The sequence below is a fragment of the Acinetobacter pittii ANC 4050 genome (assembly GCF_000399685.1).
Lineage (GTDB): Bacteria > Pseudomonadota > Gammaproteobacteria > Pseudomonadales > Moraxellaceae > Acinetobacter > Acinetobacter pittii_E.
The window spans coordinates 3,719,080-3,741,696 of sequence record NZ_KB976987.1 but is presented as its reverse complement, the minus strand read 5'-3'; the positions used below and the strand labels follow the sequence as shown (position 1 = coordinate 3,741,696).

Annotated in this window: 19 protein-coding genes and 2 tRNA genes; 10 read left to right on the top strand and 11 right to left on the bottom strand. The window is 39.1% G+C overall.

Going from position 1 to position 22,617, the window contains the following annotated elements; genetic code table 11:
* Window positions 1-90 precede the first annotated feature (90 nt).
* From gatC to pfpI, 4 genes are all read left to right on the top strand, one after another.
* The gene (gene gatC / locus F931_RS21370; protein ID WP_000107699.1) at window positions 91-405 is read left to right on the top strand and encodes an Asp-tRNA(Asn)/Glu-tRNA(Gln) amidotransferase subunit GatC; all 315 of its coding nucleotides are present in this window, start codon (window positions 91-93) and stop codon (window positions 403-405) included.
* Between the two features lie 53 nt (window positions 406-458).
* Window positions 459-1,937 (top strand): Asp-tRNA(Asn)/Glu-tRNA(Gln) amidotransferase subunit GatA, encoded by a 1,479-nt coding sequence (gene gatA, locus F931_RS21365; RefSeq protein ID WP_016143152.1) that lies wholly within the window; start codon window positions 459-461, stop codon window positions 1,935-1,937.
* Window positions 1,937-3,406, top strand: a complete 1,470-nt coding sequence (gene gatB, locus F931_RS21360) for an Asp-tRNA(Asn)/Glu-tRNA(Gln) amidotransferase subunit GatB (protein ID WP_016143151.1) — start codon at window positions 1,937-1,939, stop codon at window positions 3,404-3,406. The genes gatA and gatB overlap by 1 nt, the downstream gene beginning before the upstream one ends.
* Before the next feature lie 169 nt (window positions 3,407-3,575).
* Window positions 3,576-4,154, top strand: a complete 579-nt coding sequence (pfpI, locus tag F931_RS21355) for a DJ-1/PfpI family protein (RefSeq protein WP_016143150.1) — start codon at window positions 3,576-3,578, stop codon at window positions 4,152-4,154.
* A gap of 79 nt (window positions 4,155-4,233) precedes the next feature.
* Here the strand turns inward: pfpI and F931_RS21350 are convergent, their stop codons facing one another.
* Window positions 4,234-4,752: a hypothetical protein gene (locus tag F931_RS21350; RefSeq protein ID WP_016143149.1), complete on the bottom strand. Its 519-nt coding sequence runs from the start codon at window positions 4,750-4,752 to the stop codon at window positions 4,234-4,236.
* Between the two features lie 83 nt (window positions 4,753-4,835).
* Window positions 4,836-5,900, bottom strand: coding sequence for a DUF1176 domain-containing protein (locus tag F931_RS21345; protein WP_016143148.1), 1,065 nt, complete (start codon window positions 5,898-5,900; stop codon window positions 4,836-4,838).
* Between the two features lie 125 nt (window positions 5,901-6,025).
* Between F931_RS21345 and F931_RS21340 the strand changes: the two genes are divergently transcribed.
* Window positions 6,026-6,775, top strand: coding sequence for a DUF4850 domain-containing protein (locus F931_RS21340; protein ID WP_016143147.1), 750 nt, complete (start codon window positions 6,026-6,028; stop codon window positions 6,773-6,775).
* Window positions 6,776-6,815: 40 nt separating this feature from the next.
* Here F931_RS21340 and sbmA read toward each other — a convergent pair whose 3' ends face one another.
* The 6 genes from sbmA to F931_RS21315 all read right to left on the bottom strand — a co-directional run bounded on the left by sbmA (window position 6,816) and on the right by F931_RS21315 (window position 12,937).
* Window positions 6,816-8,012 carry a peptide antibiotic transporter SbmA gene (gene sbmA, locus F931_RS21335; RefSeq protein WP_025470460.1) on the bottom strand — a complete coding sequence of 399 codons (1,197 nt, stop codon included), beginning with the start codon at window positions 8,010-8,012 and terminating at the stop codon, window positions 6,816-6,818.
* A gap of 238 nt (window positions 8,013-8,250) precedes the next feature.
* Window positions 8,251-9,486, bottom strand: a complete 1,236-nt coding sequence (gene tdcB, locus F931_RS21330) for a threonine ammonia-lyase (RefSeq protein WP_005064397.1) — start codon at window positions 9,484-9,486, stop codon at window positions 8,251-8,253.
* A 202-nt stretch (window positions 9,487-9,688) separates the two neighbouring features.
* On the bottom strand, window positions 9,689-10,663 hold the full coding sequence (locus F931_RS21325; RefSeq protein ID WP_016143145.1) for a patatin-like phospholipase family protein: 975 nt from the start codon (window positions 10,661-10,663) through the stop codon (window positions 9,689-9,691).
* Window positions 10,664-10,833: 170 nt separating this feature from the next.
* Window positions 10,834-12,309 (bottom strand): alanine/glycine:cation symporter family protein, encoded by a 1,476-nt coding sequence (locus F931_RS21320; RefSeq protein WP_016143144.1) that lies wholly within the window; start codon window positions 12,307-12,309, stop codon window positions 10,834-10,836.
* Between the two features lie 99 nt (window positions 12,310-12,408).
* The gene (locus F931_RS22330) at window positions 12,409-12,549 is read right to left on the bottom strand and encodes a hypothetical protein (RefSeq protein ID WP_080649560.1); all 141 of its coding nucleotides are present in this window, start codon (window positions 12,547-12,549) and stop codon (window positions 12,409-12,411) included.
* Between the two features lie 184 nt (window positions 12,550-12,733).
* Complete coding sequence (locus tag F931_RS21315; RefSeq protein ID WP_016143143.1) at window positions 12,734-12,937, bottom strand: hypothetical protein; 204 nt, start codon at window positions 12,935-12,937, stop codon at window positions 12,734-12,736.
* Window positions 12,938-13,448: 511 nt separating this feature from the next.
* On the opposite strand from F931_RS21315, the gene F931_RS21310 reads away from it, so the two are divergent.
* On the top strand, window positions 13,449-14,156 hold the full coding sequence (locus tag F931_RS21310) for a nitroreductase (protein WP_016143142.1): 708 nt from the start codon (window positions 13,449-13,451) through the stop codon (window positions 14,154-14,156).
* Between the two features lie 26 nt (window positions 14,157-14,182).
* Here F931_RS21310 and F931_RS21305 read toward each other — a convergent pair whose 3' ends face one another.
* A complete protein-coding gene (locus F931_RS21305) occupies window positions 14,183-15,397 on the bottom strand; it encodes a multidrug effflux MFS transporter (protein WP_016143141.1) in 1,215 nt (404 codons plus the stop codon).
* A gap of 127 nt (window positions 15,398-15,524) precedes the next feature.
* On the opposite strand from F931_RS21305, the gene yccS reads away from it, so the two are divergent.
* The 4 genes from yccS to sanA all read left to right on the top strand — a co-directional run bounded on the left by yccS (window position 15,525) and on the right by sanA (window position 22,004).
* Window positions 15,525-17,699: a YccS family putative transporter gene (yccS, locus tag F931_RS21300; protein ID WP_025470459.1), complete on the top strand. Its 2,175-nt coding sequence runs from the start codon at window positions 15,525-15,527 to the stop codon at window positions 17,697-17,699.
* 100 nt (window positions 17,700-17,799) lie between these two features.
* Complete coding sequence (locus tag F931_RS21295) at window positions 17,800-18,375, top strand: SdpI family protein (RefSeq protein ID WP_002116136.1); 576 nt, start codon at window positions 17,800-17,802, stop codon at window positions 18,373-18,375.
* Window positions 18,376-18,530: 155 nt separating this feature from the next.
* Window positions 18,531-21,104, top strand: a complete 2,574-nt coding sequence (gene cysJ, locus F931_RS21290) for a PepSY domain-containing protein (protein ID WP_016143139.1) — start codon at window positions 18,531-18,533, stop codon at window positions 21,102-21,104.
* A 114-nt stretch (window positions 21,105-21,218) separates the two neighbouring features.
* On the top strand, window positions 21,219-22,004 hold the full coding sequence (gene sanA, locus F931_RS21285) for a YdcF family protein (RefSeq protein ID WP_016143138.1): 786 nt from the start codon (window positions 21,219-21,221) through the stop codon (window positions 22,002-22,004).
* Window positions 22,005-22,380: 376 nt separating this feature from the next.
* Here sanA and F931_RS21280 read toward each other — a convergent pair.
* Window positions 22,381-22,456 (bottom strand) — tRNA-Val (locus F931_RS21280).
* A 66-nt stretch (window positions 22,457-22,522) separates the two neighbouring features.
* Window positions 22,523-22,599: transfer RNA gene (locus tag F931_RS21275), tRNA-Asp, on the bottom strand.
* Between the last annotated feature and the right edge of the window lie 18 nt (window positions 22,600-22,617).

Genomic DNA, 22,617 nt, shown 5'->3' with positions numbered 1-22,617 from the left:
CTTTAAACTAAATGTGATGATTTGAACAAGTCAATCGCTTATTATAACGCACGATATTTTGAAAATTTTTAATACTGATTAGGTGATGTTATGTCTACATCGGATGCACAGCATTCAGCAGATTTAAATGCACAAACAGTTTCAGCAATCGCCAATCTTGCTCGATTGTCGCTCAATGATACGCAATCTGCTGAATATGCTCAAAGTCTAAATAAAATTTTAGGCATGATGGAAACCTTAAAAGGCATTGATACGGAAGGCGTAGAACCTTTGAAAAGTCCTTTTGACAATCCTCAACCTTTACGTGCTGATGTGGTAACTGAAAGCAATCATCGAGATGAATACCAAGCAGTTGCGCCTGCAACTCAAGATGGTTTGTATCTTGTTCCTCGCGTGATTGAATAACTTTTACTCAATTAACCCATCTTCCCTATTTTGAATGTAAAGAAATTTTACTCATGACTGATTTACATCGCTTATCAATTCGTGAACTTGCTGAGGGCTTAAGCCAAGCGAAGTTTTCATCTCGCGAACTGACTGAACATTATTTGCAACGTATTGCTAAAATTGACCCACTGGTAAAAAGCTACGTGACGATTACGCCTGAACAAGCGCTTGCTGAAGCCGACGCTGCCGATGCAGCATTAAAAGCAGGTAATGCAACAGCTTTAACGGGTATTCCTCTTGCGCATAAAGATATCTTTTGTACCAAAGGCATTAAAACAACTGCCGGTTCAAAAATACTAGACAACTTCATCTCTCCTTACGATGCAACTGTTGTTGAAAAAACTAAAGCAGCTGGTCTTGTCACTTTAGGTAAAGTGAACATGGACGAGTTTGCAATGGGTTCAACTTCTGAAAGCTCATATGTTGGCGCAACAAGCAACCCATGGGCGCTTGACCACGTTCCTGGTGGCTCATCAGGTGGTTCTGCTGCGGCTGTAGCGGCTGATTTAGCACCATTTGCTACAGGTACTGATACAGGTGGCTCAATTCGTCAACCGGCTTCTTTCTGTGGTTTAACGGGCTTAAAACCAACCTATGGTCGTGTATCTCGTTTCGGGATCATTGCTTATGCATCGTCTTTAGACCAAGCGGGGCCAATGGCACGCTCTGCTGAAGACTGTGCTTACTTAATGAATGTAATTGCAGGTCACGATGCAAAAGACTCGACTTCAGTTAAAAAAGAAGTTGATGACTACGTTGCGAACTTAAATGGCACATCTGTAAAAGGCTTACGTATTGGTATTCCTAAACAGTACTTTAACGTTGCAGGTTTAGATGCAGACGTTAAAGCACTTGTTGAAGAGTCTTTGAAAAAGCTTGAAGAAATGGGTGCGACTCTTGTTGAGATCGATCTCAACATGACCGAAGCTTATGTGCCAACCTATTACCTCATCGCACCTGCGGAAGCATCATCTAATTTGTCTCGCTACGATGGCGTTCGTTACGGTTACCGCTGTGAAAATCCAGCTGACTTGATGGATCTTTACAAACGTTCGCGTTCAGAAGGTTTTGGTCCAGAAGTTCAGCGCCGTATCCTTATTGGTACATACGCGCTTTCTGCGGGTTATTACGATGCCTACTATGTAAAAGCTCAAAAAGTACGTCGTCTAATTCAACAAGACTTCTTAAAAGCATTTGAAAATGTAGATGTGATTGCGGCTCCTTCTGCACCAACAACTGCTTATAAAATTGGTGCGAACTTAAGTCCAACTGAAATGTATTTAGGCGATATCTATACACTTGCAGTGAACTTAGCAGGCTTACCAGCAATTAATGCTCCAGTTGGTTTCGATAAAGACAGCTTGCCTGTCGGCTTACAGTTGATTGGTAACTATTGGTCAGAATCGCAATTGTTATCGATTATTCATCAATACCAACAAAACACCGATTTCCATACTCAACGTGCGGCAATTGCTGAGGAGAATGCATAATGGCTGAAGCTCAAAAGTTGAAATTGATTGACGGTTGGGAAGTCGTTATTGGTATCGAGATTCACACTCAGCTTGCAACCAATTCTAAAATTTTCTCTGGTTCATCGACTGAATTTGGTCAAGACCCAAACACACAAGCGAGCCTTGTAGACTTGGCGATGCCGGGTGTATTGCCTGTTTTAAATGAAAAAGTGGTTGATCTTGCAATTCGCTTTGGTTTAGGAATCGATGCTTACATCGACCAAGCATCTGTGTTTGCACGTAAAAACTACTTCTACCCTGACTCACCAAAAGGCTATCAAATTAGCCAAATGGACAACCCAATTGTGGGCTTGGGCCACATCGACATTCAACTTGAAGATGGTACGACTAAACGCATTGGCGTAACTCGTGCTCACCTTGAAGAAGATGCGGGTAAATCTGTTCATGACCAATTTGAAGGTATGTCTGGCATTGACTTAAACCGTGCTGGTACACCTTTGCTTGAAATCGTTTCTGAACCTGACATGCGTTCGGTTGAAGAAGCGGTTGCTTACATTAAAGCGATTCATACACTGGTACGCTGGTTAGGTATCTCTGACGGTAACATGGCTGAAGGTTCATTCCGTGCCGACTGTAATGTGTCTTTACGCCGTCCGGGCCAACCTTTTGGTACGCGCTGTGAGCTTAAAAACCTCAACTCATTCCGTTTCATTGAGCAAGCGATCAACGTTGAAATTGAACGCCAAATGGAAATTTTGGAATACGGCGGAAGTATCGACCAAGAAACTCGTTTGTTCGATCCAAACAAAATGGAAACGCGTTCAATGCGTTCTAAAGAAGAAGCAAATGACTATCGCTACTTCCCAGATCCAGATTTGTTACCAGTGATTATTGCAGATGAGCAAATCGAAGCTGCTCGCGCTGCACTTCCAGAGTTACCTGCTGCTCGCCGTGCACGTTTTATTGCAGACTTTGGTGTAACTGAATACGATGCTCATGTACTTACGCTCTCACGCGAAATGGCTGACTTCTATGAAGCTGTTGTGGCTGCTGCTGGTGGAGCCAAGCAAGGTAAAGTATCGGCAAACTGGGTAATGGGTGAATTCTCAGGTGCTTTAAACAAAGCAGGCCTAGATTTGGCTGACTCACCTGTTTCTGCGGAACAGCTTGGCGGCATGATTGCCCGTATTGTTGACAACACCATTAGCGGTAAGATTGCTAAACAAGTCTTTGGCTTTATGTGGGAATCGGAAGGTAAATCTGCCGATGACATCATTAGCGAGAAAGGCTTAAAGCAAGAAACTGACACAGGTGCAATTGAAGCAATCATTAAAGAAGTGCTTGCAGCCAATGAAAAAATGGTTGAAGAATACAAGTCTGGTAAAGAAAAAGCTTTTAACGGTCTTGTTGGTCAAGTCATGAAAGCATCTAAGGGTAAAGCCAACCCTGCTCAAGTAAACGAATTAATGAAAAAATTGATTGGTTAATTTGACTAGCCAACTCAAGAAAAAGCCTCGATTTATCGGGGCTTTTTTATATCACTGATAAAAAACCCTTCGACTAAAGAATATTCTTTTTTCTAAAAAATCACATAGCGGCTGTGCTAATTTAAATTAAAAATTGAAATCACTTATATTTTAAAAAGAGGGATAAATCATGTCTAAAAAGGTTTTAATGTTAGTCGGTGACTATGCTGAAGATTATGAAACTATGGTTCCTTTTCAATTTTTAACTGGTTTAGGTTATACCGTGCATGCTGTTTGTCCAAATAAAAAGAATGGTGAGCATATTGCAACGGCTATTCATGATTTTGAAGGTGAGCAAACTTATAGCGAAAAACGTGGCCACAACTTTGCGATTAACTATGATTTTGATGCTGTTAATACCGAAGACTATGTAGGTCTAGTTATTCCAGGTGGTCGTGCACCAGAGTATTTACGCATGAATGATCGTGTTATCGAAATTGTACGTGAGTTCGATAGAGTGAAAAAACCGATAGCAGCTGTATGTCATGGCGCTCAGTTACTCGCTGCAGCAGATGTATTACAAGGTCGCCTCTGCTCAGCTTACCCAGCATGTGCTGCCGAAGTAAAACTGGCAGGTGGGCAATATGCAGATATTGCTGTTACCGAAGCTGTTACAGATGGACATTTGGTGACTGCACCTGCTTGGCCTGCACATCCAGCTTGGTTAGCTCAATTTGTGAAAGTTTTAGGGGCTACGATTACGATCTAAAGAGATTTCTTTATCCCAAATACAATAAAGCCTGCTCTTAGATAGCAGGCTTTATTACTAACACAGAAAGCTAGATTTTTTATCTCGTAATTCCCAACTTATTCCAAATTTCTGGTGTTAAAAACGTTGTCACTAATTTATTTAAATCGATATAACGTAATGTACCTTGCAACTGTTGTTTAACGGCTGGGTCTTTAACAATATCTTCACCCGCACTTTGGCCTAACTGTTGAAAAGCTTCCCCAACTGCCTTCACACCTTCAGCCTGAATTACAGCTTTGGTCTGAGCAGAACATTGCTCAACAATCACACGTTGTAAAACCTGTGCCAGTTTTTGGTCTAACTGATCTTTTTGCTCAGGCGTGACATTACTAAATGCTTTTAAATCGGGATGGGCAGCTAAAGCCGTAAATGTCCATTGAAGCACAGTTGTTTTATCTGATGCTGTTGTCGCTTTCACCAGACAGTCGCTGAGTTGATCGACAGTTGGACCCGCCATCGCAACTTGTGCTGTACCCAGTACAGCAACCGCTACACATATTGAACGGCTCAGATGTGAAAACTTACGGCGAGCAATAGCGTAAAAATGACGTGACATAGGTCTAGCTCCAATAAACAATCTGTTCTTTTTATCATAGAGTCACTAAAGTTACCTGTTATGACTCTGTAACCGCAAAATACTTATTTGACCACAGACTCTATTCGATCAAGCTCCCACACCCCACCTGCTGCCAAGCCTTTGCACATACCTGTCCACATATCTTTAGTGTGTACAAAACTCTTGCCATCCCATACCCATTCTTCACTTGCCCAACAGTCTCCAATGCCTCTTCCCTTTTGAGCACTACTAATAATACCGCTATCGAAATCTGAAGCGGACTCAGTCACAAATGTTGCCTTACCATTTAAAGACTCATCTAACACCCAAGCTCCATACCCTTCGTTATAAGCGCCTCTCCAACACAATGTAGTCGCCAAAACTTTCTTATTGGTTAGTTTATATAGCTCGATTTTCTGTGGTTCAGTTCCATCACTATTACCGCCATAAATTCCTTCACAAAAGTCTTCTTTAGGATTTGGATTAGCTGCCATTAAACTACGATGTATTACTTGGTACTGTTTACTTTTAGGCTGTAAAGTTAAATAAGGTTTGTTTGAAGTCTTAATCCGCTTAACAAGTAGTTTTGACTCAGGCATAAGCACTTTAGTTTCATTGGCGCTGCCCTTTTTAACTAGAGCACCAACAGTTCCGATACGCTTCTGAAAATCATCCATTTTTAATAACACAGCAGTCATTCCAGCATCGGAAATTTTCCATTTATGCTGCGCATTTTTAAATACAATTTCAGTTTTCTGTTTGGACTGCTGTAGTAGAGTGTTGACTTGTGAGCTATTCAATTTACCCATAAGTGGCAACTCAGCACCATCTACAACCACAACGCCTAAATCTTTACCATTTATATAAAAATGAATATTTTTAAGCTGGTTAGCCGGCAAGCTTTGTTCGTAGTCTGATAAAGCAAATTCAATTTGTACGGGTTGTTTTGGACCTGCTTTACGCGTTAATAAAATTGAAGCTGGTTTATCGCCATTTTCCTCGTTTTGATATCCTGCGGCTTTACATGTACCCGTATTACTACAAGAGATTTCCCACTCTTGATGTGAAAATGAAATACCTTTTATGTCTTGAGCAAAACTATAAGAACTCAGGGCTGCCAAACAGCAAATTGAAAGGATTTTTTTCATTTTTTCATGTCTCTGCTGGTCTGTTTTTATTATGAAGTTAAAAACAGTTTTCAATTTTGAATTGCCTTATAGTTTAAAAGAATATGTTAGATTTATATAAGATTTAAATTGATTACTTTCTAAAAATGAAAAAACTAAATTTTTTATTATGCACAGCATTGGTCAGTCTAACTTCAACTGCTTATGCAGAAGTAAAAAGCTTTACTCCTCATTTCCCCAAATTTTATAGCTCTGCTGAGACCCGCAAAACAGATAATCAGTTCTACACTCTAGGAGAGGCAAAGTTTTTAAACGGCGTTACAGTTCCGTTTTATGGTGTTACGGCGCAAAGCCCAACAGAAAATGGTTTACTTAAAGATTTTGAAACCTGTACGCCTAAAAGCTGCCGTTTTAATTTTAAACTCGATGCTGAACATGCCAAGCAGCTCAAGCTTCTTGCATTACCTGAAATAGGTTTAGTGCTCGTTCCCAGAAACTGGCAAGATGTGCAAGCCAATGCAGGTGCTAACGGGACTGGCTTTGCTCTAGTCATGAGTCCAGACCACAAACAAGCAATAAAGCTTTATGACTCTTCATTTTGTGTTGGGTGTGGCTTACCAAATGCAACGCTTTATTTTCCCGAACTGTTAAAAGAAAGTCTTGAAAATGAGTTTGGCGGTTATAAAGACTCAAAAAAACTCATCAATATTGTTCACCCTTCTAAAAAAGTCGCTTTTTTTAGTTATCAAATTCCGCAAGTGAACAATCAAACCCACGGCATTGCAAAATATGATGATGAAGACACTTTTAACTATAAAGAAATTCAAGTCACCTTAGATAAATCGCAGCAGTCTTTAGTTGGACCTATTCTTAATTTTTATAACGCAACACATTAATCCAATGCTTATAAAAAAACCCGCTTTCGCGGGTTTTCTTTTACTTGTGTAGTATCGATTCAAAGGCTTTTAAACGCTTATAAATTGAAAGCAGTTCAATAATTGTTTTCCATGAACTAATTAAATATTGAAAAGATTCACGAACCTTATCGAATACACCACCAATTTGGTTAATCAAGCCTAATGTCATCTTTCCACTTGCAATTGCAGGAAATAAAACAACTAGACTATATAAAATGTCTAACTGCTTATACCAAGTTGCGACTAAGTTAAAGTAAGCATAATGGAAATACAGTCGAAAGTAATTTTTACGAACTCTGCTAAATAGCTCTTTTAAAGTAGCGGGTCTTGCACGCTCTGCATGATCTTCACCGTAAACTAATTCTTTACGATAAGCTGCTTCTACTTTTTGATTATTAAATTGCAGTCCAGGCAATTTAATACCGACAACCATTAAAAGAACGGTACCAAAAGCAGCCCATACAATTGCTGCCCATACTAACGAATGTTCTAGTTCACCAACAATTGGTAAAACAGGAACATGTTTAGACAGTTGAAATAAAATAGGTAGAAAGGCAATTAAAATCATCACAGCTTTTACCAGTTCAACACCTAAGTCTTCCATAATGGTTGCAAAGCGCATAGTGTCTTCTTGCACACGCTGTGAAGCACCTTCTACATGACGTAGCTTATCCCAATGCTCTGTATAATATTCATTCATTGCTGTACGCCAGCGGAATACATAATGGCTTGTGAAAAAGGCATTAATCACAGCCAGAGTCACAGCGACCATAGCAATATAAAGAAAGACCATTGTCTCGCTATATAGTGCCGAGAGGTCTCCACCACCATCTGAAAGCATTTTTTGGATTAAATCCCAAAAAGGCACATACCATGCATTAATCGCAACACTGACCTGAACACCAAACCAAATATTGAATAAAATAAAAGCCGAACCCCAGATGGACCAACCCTGCCATGGATTATTAGAAATAATTTTCCAGAAGCCAGCAAAAAGCGCAGTGGAGACTAAAAACCAGATATAAAACCATAAAAAAGTTGGAGACCAAAAACGGCTCACACCCACTGGTAGTTGAGTATTATGGTAGCCTTGAGCAAACCCGACAAAAGTTCCCCACGTGTTTCCACCTGAGTACCAAAGCACCATATTGAGTGCGATCCAAACAACCGCAGATATGAAAAAATACCGTGGTGATGGAAAAAATGATTTGAACATTGAGCGTGGATATCCCTATATTTCTTCAAATTTACAATGAAAGGAATACTAAAACCTAAACCTTAAAATTGTGAAGGGTAAAGTTTAGAGAATTGTCAGTTTTTCCTGTTTCATTGAAGGATTTGATCGTTTTTTTGTAAATTAATCCCTTTTTTGGCAATTTAATCCATTTAAATTACCTTGTATATGACTCTCGATAGAGCCATATACAGCTTTTATAACACAGTGATATCAGAGATTAAATCTCTTCTTTACGAACAATATAGCCTTCCAATTGCATTGCTTGAATGAGCAAATCTAGGTCAGAGGCGCTTTTTAATTCGACATCGACGCTCACGGCACTTTCTTTAGCACGACTTGTTGCCGCAAAGCGTTCATGACGCAGCTCATAAATATTACCGCCCTGCTCAGCAATAATGGCCGTTAAACGCGCTAATGCACCTGGATTGTCTGGTAATTCAACACGTATGCGAACCATACGCCCTGTACGAGTTAAATGACGTTGTAATACAGAGACCATAACGCGTGTATCAATATTGCCACCAGACAACACCACGCCCAATTTATGACCTAAAAACAGATCGGGGCGAGACATAATGGCAGCAATACCTGTCGCGCCTGCCCCTTCACACACGGTTTTTTCAATATTGAGTAATAGCGCAATCGCTTCTTCAATCATATCTTCAGTGACAACGACAATGTCATCAACATATTCTTTAGCAACTTGGGTCGTAAGCTCACCCGGCGTTTTTACCGCAATACCTTCAGCAACTGTCGAACCCATTGAAACTGCATGCTGATAATTGCACAGTAATTTTGCCATACTTGGGTATACGACTGATTGCACCCCAATAATTTTAATTTTCGGGTTGATCGCTTTAGCAGCAATTGCAATACCAGAAATTAAGCCACCGCCACCAATTGGCACAACTAAAATGTCCAGATCAGGTACAGCGGCAAGCATTTCAAGCGCAATGGTTCCTTGACCAGCAATAATTTCAGCATCATCAAATGGGTGGATAATTGTTAAAGATTCTTCTTGTGCAACACGATGCATTTCAGCCGCTGCCTCTGAAAAATCTTGACCATGCAAAATAACTCGTGCGCCATATTCACGCACTCGCTGTACTTTTACATTAGGCGTAGATTTCGGCATTACAATAGTTGCCGTCACCCCTGTACGCTGAGCATGATATGCAACACCTTGTGCATGGTTACCTGCCGAAGCAGCAATAACACCATGCTGCTTTTCTTGCTCAGATAAACATAATAGTTTGTTGAGAGCACCCCGCTCTTTAAACGAGGCTGTAAATTGTAAGTTTTCAAATTTCAGCCACATCTCAGCCCCTAAGGTTTTAGAAATGGTTTCTGAGAAAACAAAGGGAGTTTTTACAACTAAACCTTCCAAACGCTCTGCGGCAGCATGAACATCATCTAATGTTGGAAACCCATTTTTAACCTGTTGCTGTATCATTTATCCAGTCAGCCTCAATACACTACAAATCAATTATTTTTTAAAAATGGCAACAATATTTGATATCGGCCATTAGTATTTTCAGCATATCCAACATGTCTCTAATATACAAAAAATTTTATTCCAAAAATTGAAGTTTTAAACTTCCATAAAAAAAGCCCTTTTTAGGCTTTTATTTAATTTTCAGAATATTAACGTTTATTTATTGGGTTTGGGCACTCAGTCCTTCCGTAGACATATTTTGTTCAGCTATTTTTTCATCAATAGCAAACTGAATATCGGAAAGCTTAGCATTGGCTGCGTCTATACCAGATTTCATAGTGGCTTCACGGCCTTTGACATCAAAAATATGTGCTTTTTCTCTTAAATCTGGCTGAATAACTACGTCCGCATATTGCAACTCTTCCGCCGCCAGACGTCCTTGCATAATATTAATATTCTGGTTAAATAGCCCCCAGACATTCGATGTTTCTGTGTAAATGGGTTGAGCTAGAATATCAACGGCAATAATAACATCCGCACCTAAATCTCGTGCAACTTCAACCGGCACAGGACTCACCAACCCACCATCGACATATTCAGATTTACCAATTTTAGTCGGCACAAACATACTCGGAATAGAAGCAGAGGCTCTTACGGCTTGCCCAGTGTTGCCGTAGTTAAATACGGTTTTGGTACCATGCTTTAATTCGGTTGCAACCACATACATAGGGATTTTCATTTTTTCGAGTGGCATATTGTTTACCTGCTCGTTAACGTAGTTCTCTACTTTTTTGCCATCAAAAAAACCTTTTAGACCAATACTAATGTCACGGACATCACCAGCTTTCATTTTTAAAGCAGTATCACGCAGTTCAGCAGGTGTTTTACCACTTGCATAAATTGCTCCAACGATACTTCCCGCACTGGTACCTACAATAAAATCTGGTCGAATACCGTGTTGTTCTAAAACTTCAATAACTCCGATATGAGCGTAACCACGGGCTCCACCGCTCCCCAATACAAGCGCGACAACAGGGCGTTTTTGCATTTTTTTAATTCGTGCAAATGGCTGATCGACAGGACGAGCATAAGCTTCTGTCGTTTGTGGTTTTAAAGCAGCAGACAAGTGTGTGGTGGTCTGGCATCCCGCCAACACCAAAGAGAGTCCGAGAACCCACAATTTAAGCTGTTTCATGGCCCATCTTCGCACTATGAGGTTTAAGTTCGGATTGCAATTTTAGTGACTACTTTCGTGAAAAGCTGTAGTGAATTTATTTAATTTGTCATGTTTAAAATTTAGACTCAAGTATTTTATTTACCCTCCATATGAAAAAGGCCTCTTATGTATAAGAGGCCTTTTGAAACTTACCAGATATCTGAATCGACTTTTTTCTTCAATTCTGGATATTTATCAATTTTAAACTTTGGCTCTTTAATGCCTCGTTTCAATTGCTCGCGGTAATCTTTTAACAAAGTACGTGCCATTGGCGTTAATAGTAAAATTGCAATCAAGTTAATGGTTGCCATGATACCCATAAACAAATCAGCCATTGACCAAACAAGTGGAACACTACCGATTGCACCGAAGTACACCATCACCAATACGAAAATACGGAAGATGAACATGACTTTCGGGTTGTTATTAATAAACTGTACGTTACTTTCAGCATAGGCATAGTTACCTAGTACAGCTGAATAACAGAACAAGAATAATAGAACAGCAAGGAAGTCTGAACCCCAGTGTCCAACTTGAGTTTCTAATGCACGTTGAGTTAATTCAACACCAACAAAACCTGCATCTTGATAAACGCCAGAAACTAAAATGATGATTGCGGTACTTGTACACACAATGAACGTATCTACGAATACACCAAGCATTTGAACCAAACCTTGGTTTACAGGATGCTTTACATCAGACGCAGCTGCTGCGTTTGGTGCTGAACCCATACCTGCTTCGTTAGAGAATAAGCCACGCTTAATCCCTTGCATCATTGCCATTGACACAGCAGCACCAAAGAAACCACCTGCTGCAGCATTGAAATGGAAAGCTTCAGTCACAATCAGCTTTAAAATATCAGGCAAAATTGCATAGTTGCTTAATGCGATATAGAGAGCAACGGCTAGGTAAAGACCTGCTTTTAAAGGTACAAACATCTCTGCAAATTTAGCAATACGTTTAATACCACCAAAAATTGCCAATGCAACCATAACTACAAGAGCAAGACCAACCCAAGAGATTTCAAAGTCAACGCTACCTAAATGTGCAATAAGGTTGGCTTTGTCCCAACCCCAAGCATGTGAAGAAGCATTAGCAATCGCATTAATTTGTACCGAGTTGAATACGAAACCATAAGTAAAGATGAGTGCTAGTGCGAAAACCACACCAAAGGTTTTACTGCGTAAACCTTGAGTAATATAGTAAGCTGGTCCACCGCGAAATTGCTTAGTCTTGCTATCTCTAACTTTAAAGAGCTGAGCAAGTGTAGATTCAATAAAAGCAGAACTCATACCGAGTACAGCAGTTACCCACATCCAGAACACCGCACCAGGACCACCAATTGCAATCGCGATTGCCACACCGGCAATGTTACCTACCCCAACACGGCTCGCAAGGCCAGTTACAAACGCCTGGAAAGGCGTAAGGCCATGCTCATCTGCGCCTTCTGTACGGCTACTTTTCATAACACGAATACTTTGCAAGAACATGCGAATTTGCACTGCCCCTGTTAAGACCGTATAAAAAATACCGACAGCCAGCAAGAAAATAACCAGAAAATCCCATAAAGGATCATTAAAAAATTGTACCCACGACATCAGTGTGGCATTGAGTTGTTCATTCATACTCGGTCCGCTTACGTTCTTGCTAATGTGCTATTAGCACAAGCCAAAATACTGCAATAAACAAAAAAGCCCCTAAAAATTGGGACTCCTTCAGTACATTTAAGAAAAAACTTTTAATGTCAATTGAATAGCAATTATCGTCACAAGTTTAAGCAACATCATGCCCAACACTAAGCCTTTGAAAGTTGCATGAGAGAAAGCGACCTTCAAAAAAAATAATATCATCGCACTACTGAACATTTCCCTTTTCGGAAAAGTAGTATGGATCGACTCAGCTACAAACTTGGAAACTAACAAATGACCACCGCTAAATAATCTCGTCTAATGATTCCCATCAATTAATCGAGTTATACAAAATCTGGATTTAAGCCAATAAGCATATTTACATATACTTGAGAGCGAATGTCTAAACTGGATATAAATTTCAAAGACTGTAGCAAGCCATCGCCATAATGTGACTATCTGCGGCCCTTTCCCTTTGATTGAAGAAGAGTGCGTTTAGATCTGTACTAAGCTGTTGTTTTTCTTGTAGCCCAGTAGTTGCGTGAGTCATGTTCATTTTCATGGTTGCAATGGTAATCGCCAATCCTTGTTTCATGAACTGCTTGTTGATGAGTGGTAGACTCATTTAAAGCTCCTTATTCCTCGTGTATTTCTCCATTTCTACACCAAAATCCTTTTTGTAAAGGGATTTCGTATGCAGCCATTTCTTTCCTAACCTGAGTATGGAGAAATCATACCTGCGTAAAAAAGTCGGTATTATGCAGAAATTTAAAATTTTGTGTATATTTTTCATTAAAATTTTATGTAATTTATGATTGTTTTTTATTCAAAGAAATCTATTCCGCTCTGTTTTTAAACATATTATACCTTTTTTTCAATTGAATATTTTTTAATCCATTTGGTGTTATGGATTTACTTTTTATAGCCAATAAGACGATGCTTTTTTGTCTAATTTAAATCTAAAGTGGCATTTCCGCATTATAATTAACCAGACATTATGTCCAAACTAATTAAATTATCACATCTGTAAGGATATCTCTTTCTAATACTTTTTTCTTATAAATGAAGTACTTTCAAAGCATTAGATTAGACTTCAAAAAAGCATGAAGTAGTTAAGAAAAGATATAGGAGTACTCATGAATTTGGAACAAGTTCGTCTCGTTGATGAGGCTATCACTTCTCGACATTCTGTCCGCGCTTTTTTAAATACTCCCATTGAACCAGAAGTGATTAAAGATATATTAAAAGTCGCAAGTCGGGCACCTTCTGGAACCAATACTCAACCGTGGAAAGTCTATGTGGTAACAGGCAAAAAACGTGATGAAATTGTTGAACGTGTCTGTGCTGCACAAATTGAAGTTTCAAAAAACCCGCAACTTGCAGAACAATATAAAGAAACTTTTGCCTATTATCCTGAAAAATGGATATCCCCTTTTATTGATCGCCGCCGCGAGAATGGTTGGGGGCTTTATGGTTTACTCAAAATCCAAAAGGGTGAAAAAGAAAAAATGGCTGAACAGCAGTTACGTAATTTTAAACTGTTTGATGCACCAGTCGGTCTTTTCTTTACCGTAAATAAAACCATGGGAATCGGATCTAAAATGGATATTGCAATGATGATCCAAAATGTGATGGTCGCTGCCAAGGCACGTGGTCTAGATACATGCCCGCAAGCAGCTTGGAACCATTTTCATCCTATTGTTTTAGATATCTTGGGTGCATCAGGTGAGGAAGAATTAGTATGTGCAATTGCATTAGGTCATGCTGACCCTCAGCATATTGTAAATACCTTTATTACACCTCGAGAGCCTGTTGAAAATTTCGCAGTTTTTCTAGACGAATAATATATAAGTGGCCATTCTCTAAAAATTTATGAGAATGGCTTAGTTTTTACCTGTTTTGTCGCTTTTAATACGACAATAAAACCGCTCAGTGTAAATAACACCATCATCACGCCCATATTGAGTGATGCAGACCAAATCAAAAAGTTAAGAAGCACTCCACCTAAAAGGCCACAAGCGAATTGCATACTTCCCATAATTGCACTCGCTGTTCCTGCACGAGCACCTTGTTTGGACATTGCCAACGCCATCGCATTTGGTCCTGTTAAACCAATGCCTGAAATAGCTAAAAATAACCCTAACATAACCAGCCATAAAGGTGCCGCAGGAACTAAACCAGCAATAAAGACAATGATGGCTCCAGTCACTTGCACAAATGAACCTGCCTTTAACCGTTTAGTGATCTCAACACGTGTTGTTAGGTGCTTATTTAAAGAGGACATTAACATAATGCCAAAAGCATTTAGTCCAAATACGTAAGCAAACTCTTGCTGATTAAGTCCGTACTGATCCATAAAAACCGCAGGCGCTGAGCTGATATAACAAAATAACGCAGCCCCTGTTAAACACCCTGCAAACATAGCTAGGCGGAAACTTGCATCTTTAAAAATAGCTCCATATAAGGTCACCACTTGATAGAGCGATAGCTTAAGCCTTTTATCATTTGCCAAAGTTTCTTTAAAAAAGAAATGTACGCATAACCAACAGATTGCGCCCACAATTGAAAGCGCGATAAAGATAGCCTGCCAAGGAAACCAAATTAAAATCCATGCTCCGATCATTGGGGCCAAAATTGGTGCAAGTCCCATGACAATCATCATGCTTGAGAAAGCTTGGGCCGAGCCTTGAACATCCAGTTTATCGCGTATTGCCGCACGAGCCATGACTACACCCACACAACCGCCTAATGCTTGCAAAATACGAGCGGCAATCAAGCTCCATTCACTAGTAGCCATTACACAAAATAAGCTTGCGACTGCATAAAGTGCGAGGCCAAAGTAAAGTGGTTTTTTTCTACCAATACGATCACTTAGAGGACCATATACCAGTTGTCCAATGGCTAAACCAAAAAAATAAGCTGGTAGTGTATTTGCCACCATTTGTGTACTTACCCCAAAATCATGAGCCATTTGTGGCAATGCAGGTAAGTACATATCAATGGATAACGGCCCTAACGCCGTGAGCAAAGCGAGCAACATAATCCAGCCAATAGAGTATTGACGCTGGGCTGTTTGTTCAGACATAACGATATTTCATTTTTCAATCATTTGCATACAGACAAGCTTACACTGTCTATCGTATGATTTGTGCAACATTGGTGTAGAAATACGCAAATCCTTTATCACTCAGGTTGATCAGCAAGGACTTCCTTTGAAATCTTGGTTAAAACGCCTAAAAAGAGCGACTTATAACACAACATTTATGTATAACGTGCGAATGCTGATAGCCTTTTCAGGAACTGCTTTCGTGCCTTATTTTTTGGGCTATCAATTAGCAACCATTCCCCTTACTTTAGGTGTGGTCGCAGCAGGTTTAAGTGATATTGATGATCGCTTTTCCGTGCGAATCATGAACCTGATTTATACTTATATTGGTTTCTTCGTTACCGCAGCATCCGTACAACTACTTTTCCCCTACCCAATGGCTTTTGCCTTAGGGTTGATTGCTTCATGTATTGGCTGGATTTTATTAGGTTCGCTGGGACGTCGTTATGCCACTATTTCTTATGGCTGTTTGGTTGTTTCGGTCTATACCATGTTGGGTGTTCACCTTTTTGATCATTGGTATATTCAACCGGCCCTTTTAGTCGCAGGTGCTGCATGGTATGGCCTGATTGCCACTATTAGCTTTTTACTGTTTCCGGTTCGCCAACTGCAAGACAAACTCGCAGCGTCTTATGCATCTCTAGGCGACTTTTTATTCGCAAAGTCAAATTTGTTTGATGTTGATATGACGCCTGCCAGCTATCAGCAAAGTATGATTGAGCTGTCATTAGAAAATGGTAAATTAATTACGATTTTTAATGATTTAAAAACAGCGTTATTGACTCGTTTAAAAGGTGACCGTGGACAAAAAGATACACGCCGAAGCCTACATTATTATTTTGTTGCTCAAGATATTCATGAGCGTGCTGACTCAGCCCATATCGACTATCAAAAACTAGCCAAAATTTTTCAGCACAGCGATATTTTATTTAGATTTCAACGAATTTTGGCAGTTCAAGGTAAAGCTTGCCAAGAGCTAAATGAATGTATTTTACAACGTAAACCTTACAATCATAATAAACGCTTTAAACAGAGTTTTGAAAATCTAAGATTATCTTTAGAGAAGCTAAGACGTGATCAGCATTATGACCTTTTATGGGTAAATGCTCTTTTCGCTTTATATCAAAATTTAAAGTCTATCGATTCTCAGTTGCTCAACTTGGAAACTGAACAACACATTCAATCTGATAAAGTAAAACAAGCCGAAAATCAGCTGAAAGATGATGATTTACAAGGATGGAATGATATTATCATCCGAATAAAACAGAATTTAACTCCCGAATCTGTACTCTTCCGCCATGCAATTCGTGTTTCGATTGTACTTTTCATTGGTTATGTCTTTATCCAAATGACTCGTATTGAGTATGGCTATTGGATTATGCTTACGGCTCTGTTTGTAAGCCAACCCAACTTCAACGCAACCAAACGTCGCTTACGCTTACGAATTGTCGGAACTTTAATTGGTATTGTTGTTGGACTTGCAATTATCTTCTTAATTCCTTCGACCGAAGGACAACTATTCATGTTGATATTAAGTGGAGTCCTATTTTTTGAGTTACGTAGTAAGCAATATGCACAGGCAACAGCCTTTATCACTATTCTTGCATTAATTAACTTTAATCTAGACGGTTCAGCGATGGCTGCTGCCATTCCTCGATTTGTAGATACTTTAATCGGATGTGCGCTAGCTTGGTTTGGCGTGACATTTATTTGGCCTGACTGGAAATTCCGACGTTTACCTCGTAACATCAGACGTTCATTACAAGCTCAATGTAAATATTTAGCTGAAGTCATTAAACAATATCATGAAGGCCGTAATCATGCGCTGAATTACCGTATTGTAAGACGTGCTGCTCATAATACTGATGCCGAGGTTGCTTCGCTTATTTCAACTTTAGCGACCGAGCCAGACTTTGACCCTACCCGTAAATCTGATATCTTTGAATTTTTATGTTTAAACCATACATTTTTAAGTTATATCGCAGCACTTGGGGCACATCGAGAAAACATCCAAGATCAAGCTGTTCTTAAACTTTTAGACCAAGCACTAGATGACATTGAAGGTGCTTTATTAAGAGATGAGATGCCTGATCTTACAGCACAAAATATGCTCCAAACGATACGCCAACGTTTAAGTCAAAATAATGAGGAAGACCAAAAATCACTCATTATTTTACAGCAGCTCTCGCTCATGCTTGGAGTATTGAACCGATTTAGTATGTTAAAACAACGGCTAAGTCATGATCTTGATAATGATGCTAGTGAGCTCGCATCGTTATAAATTTGAGTCGGAAATTAGTATGAAATTGGCATAATATCCTTTCCTGACTTATGCCAATTAATGCTAAACTTAAAACAGTTTACAATTTGTTATTTGCACTATGACCGCGAAAACTTTATACGCTTATACGCTTCAGCCTGTTCCATATGATGTGTCAGAAGCTGAACAACGTAATGCACAGCTTCTTATCTGGCGCAGCACCAATAAAATCAGCACAAAAATTTGGGCAATTATGGGTGTCGTTTTAGCCCTAGCTATATTAGGTCTTATTTTTATTAAGAACTACTCTACTGTTTTTTGCTGGGTTGCTATTGTCGCTGTAGTACTTTATTACCTAGGTCGTAAATACGGATTAGAATGGTACGTTAAACGCAAAATGAATGAGTTTCCGGTACAGGAAATCAAAGGGATTCGTTTAGGTGTGCAGCCTCACGGTATTGTGATGCGTCAACAAATGGGTCTACAAGAAGGCGTTGGTACTATTGGATGGAAAAATATCTACGAATGGTACAATACACCTGATTTTATTTTGGTCAATTTCAAAGTAAAAGATCCAAAAGGTCAAGAACAACAAGGTGCTTATATTCTACCTAAGCGCATGGATTCTAAGAACTTCTCGTTCAACACCATTCGCACGCACTTAAAAGAATCTGTTGGCGAGCCAAAAACCTTGTAATTCTCTATTCCATAAAAAGCCTCCTCAGGGAGGTTTTTTAATAAGCTAAAAATAAATGATAATGAAAATTAATATTATCTCCAAAATCCATATTATCTCCCCAATCTTCGGCTATACTTCGTTACAAGATCTCCATCATATTTACATTTTCGACCATGTTTAAAAAAATTTTATTTCAAATTCATTGGTTTCTGGGTATTACTGCTGGCCTCATCTTATCCATTATGGGTGTTACAGGGGCAATTTATTCTTATGACCAACAAATTTTAAAATGGGTGAATTCTGATAGTTATGTTGTTCAAGCTGAAAATAGTCCAAAACTAACTCCTGCTCAGCTTTATCAGCATTTCAATACAACTCAGCCTGAAATCAAAATTAATAGCATTACAATTGCCAAGGACCCCACCTCTTCTTCTATTGTAAATATTGAAAAAGAAGGTGAACGCCGTGGCTACAATATGATGGTGAACCCTTATAACGCTGAAGTTCTTCCAGATGTTAAAGGCCGAAAGTTGTTATTACTCATACAACAAATTCATCGTAATTTAACCGCTGGTGAAGTTGGTAAACAAATTACTGGTGCTTGTGCACTCATGTTAATTTACTTTGTACTCAGTGGATTGTATTTACGTTGGCCCAAAAAACATTCTGCTCGTCAATGGCTTGCGGTAAAACCGAAACTTAAAGGCCGAAATTTTATTTGGGATCTACATGCTGTTGTCGGCACATGGGTTATTGTTTTTTATCTTCTTTTCGCATGTACAGGTCTATATTGGTCTTATGATTGGTGGCGTAGTGGCATGTTCAAAGTGATGGGCGTTGAGCAACCTAAGTCACAAGGTCATGGCGCTACTCCTCAAAATCGTGGAATGCAACAAGGCAAACAAACTGGCCGCAATAATGATCAACCACAATTAGATAATACTCAGCTTATTACAGCACTCAATCAAACGTGGAGCGGTTTCAATAGTCAGGTCGGACGTGATTATTCGACACTAACATTGAACTTACCGAAAAAAGATGATGGAAAAATTGAGTTAAGCTTTGTTGATGCTACCCCACAACATGAACGTGCACGTAACCAAGCCACCTATAATTATCAAACTGGCAACATCGAAAAGATGGAGCTTTACAAAGATAAAAAGCTTAATCAGAAGATTATGAGCAGTATGTTACCTGTACACCGCGGTAGCTTCTTTGGACCAATTTATCAATTTGTTGCGATGCTTGCTTCTCTAGCAATGCCTTTGTTCTTGGTTACAGGATGGATGCTTTATCTTAAACGCCGTAAACAGAAAAAATTAACACAGGCGGCTCGCCAGTCTTTAGCGGGACAATACATTGATCCAAATGCAAAATCTTGGCTTATTACCTATGCAACTCAGACTGGTGTAGCCGAACAACTCGCTTGGAGTACGGCAACAAGTTTACAGGAGGCTCATCAACCTGTTCAGGTAAAACCTGTACAGCAGCTAACACAAGCTGATTTAGAGCAGCATGAGCAAGTTCTATTTGTAATCAGTACTTATGGTACTGGTGATGCTCCTGATCTCGCCACAAGCTTTGCTAAGAAACTTTTAAAATCAAATTTAGATCTTAAGCACATCAACTATGCTGTTTTGGCTCTAGGTTCTAAAGAATATCCAGACACTTATTGTAGTTTTGGTCATGCGGTGGACGCTTGGCTCAAAGCGAATGGTGCTCATGCCCTCTTCAATACAATTGAAGTTGATAATGCAAACCTATCGGATATCCAAAACTGGAATCAATCTCTCGCGAAAGCAACTAAATTAGATTTGCATGCTGTAAATTTAGAAAAAGTCTTTGATACATGGATATTGCAGCAACGTGACTTACTCAACCCAAATAGCTTAGGCCAACCTGCTTATAATATTGAACTTAAAGCAAGTCATGAGGCTATTTGGCAAGCAGGTGATATTGCAGAAATACAACCGGGCAATAGCGCTGAACGTATTAATGAGTTTTTGCAGCACCACCATATTGTTAAAAATTCAAAAGTTGATTCATTACAGATTTCAATTGAAAAAGCACTTTGGAACAAAGACTTAACGGGAGAAATTGAACCGTTTGCTAATCTGGACCATTTATTAGAACAGCTTCCTAACTTACCAACACGAGAGTATTCGATTGCGAGTATTCCTTCTCAACAAGTCCTTCGTTTAGTTGTTCGTCAACAATATGATGCGTCTGGTAATTTAGGTTTAGGTTCGGGTTGGCTCACTCAACATACGCAAGTTAAGAATGAAATTGCTTTACGTATTCGTACCAATGAATCATTCCATCTAATTGATGACAACCGCCCTATTATTTGTATTGGTAACGGAACAGGTATTGCTGGCTTAATGAGCTTATTACACACCCGTACGCGTCATGATTACACTGAAAATTGGTTAATTTTCGGTGAACGTCAAAGAGCATGTGATTTCTTCTATGCATCAACTATTGAAGCATGGCAAACCACAGGAATGTTAAAACGCCTTGATTTAGCATTTTCAAGAGATCAAGAACAACGCGTGTATGTTCAAGATGTAATTCGTCAGAATGCAGCAGACTTAGTAAGCTGGATAGAACGCGGTGCTGTTCTTTATGTATGCGGTAGTATTGATGGTATGGCAAGTGGAGTCGATCAAGCCCTTATTGAAATTCTAGGTGAAGAACAGGTAGATGAGTTAAGACAACAAGGCCGTTACCGTCGTGATGTGTATTAAAGATCAATAAAAACAAAAACCGAGTAATAGCTTAAATGCTTTACTCGGTTTTTTATTGCATTCAGATTGATTTTGCATACACTGTCTGCAATTTAAATTGCAACTCTAAGCACAATGCAAGTCAGTAAGTGGATCCGTATTTTCCTAGCAATCATTGGTTCGATTTTATTTCTAGATGGATTAGTTCTAATTTGTCTCAATAAAATTAATGTAGGCACAATTATTCCTTTAATTTTAGGTGCTTTTTTCTGCCTTTATTCTTTATTTTATTATCACTTAGAACGCTTTTTCTTTTATCACTATCGCTTACACACACTTTGGCGTTTTGGATGGTTATGCTTCTGGATATGGTTGATTGGCTTAGGCTATTTCTTTAGCTTTATTAAAGAAAATAAAGATACTTCAGATAATATACCTCTAGTAAAAGCAATTATAGTCTTAGGAAGTGGTGTCGAAAATGGTAAACCATCTACAATTCTTGCAAAACGTTTAGATACGGCCGCCCCTTTAGCCCTAAAACAGCAGCAAGCACAGGTTGTTTTAACAGGTGGTCTAGATTTTTCAGAAAAAGAAAGCGAAGCATTGGTTATGTCTCGTTATCTTGAACAAAAGTATCATATCGCAAAAGATCAAATGATCCTTGAAGATAAGAGTACTAGTACTGAGCTTAATTTAAAAAATAGTAAACCCTTATTAGAACAACATCAGATTACCTTAGACCAGCCAATCGCTATCGTAACAAGTGATTTTCATATACCTCGAGCAATAGCAATCGCAAAAAAACAGGGCTATACCCAAGTTTATGGAGTCGCTGCCGAGACACCATTGGCTACTCGCTACAATGCATGGTTACGTGAATACTTCGCATACGCGAGTGGATGGCTTCTAAACGAATATTAAAAAATAATGTAATAAAAAAACTGCTATTCAAAAGTAGCAGTTTTTTTATTTTGAGAAATGAGTAATCAGTGCAAATATAAAATTGAGATACGTTGACGCTAATAAATTACAGATTAGGTTCTTATTTTTAATCACTCATAGCGTAATTTAATGAGAATAAAGCCCCCGTAAACGTATGAGTATATATAGAGGTACCAAGTGAAACCTTAAAAACTAACGATCATTAAAAGAATAACTTAACAATGAAATAAAGACTTTAATTTTAAAATAGAAAAGTTGAATCGATACTTAGTCACATAGTAAGTAAATTTACATGCAAGCATAAGATATTTACGAAATAATTAATTTAGGAAATTAAATTTTCTGAAAGAAATAATGGTGGGCGCTGACGGGATCGAACCGCCGACATTCTGCTTGTAAGGCAGACGCTCTACCAACTGAGCTAAGCGCCCTTAATAAGAAAAGATAACGAATGTATCTCTATACTCTACATTCTCTAGACAAGGGAATCAAGAGAATGGCGCAGCGGACGGGGCTCGAACCCGCGACCCCCGGCGTGACAGGCCGGTATTCTAACCAACTGAACTACCGCTGCACTACAATACTTTAAAAT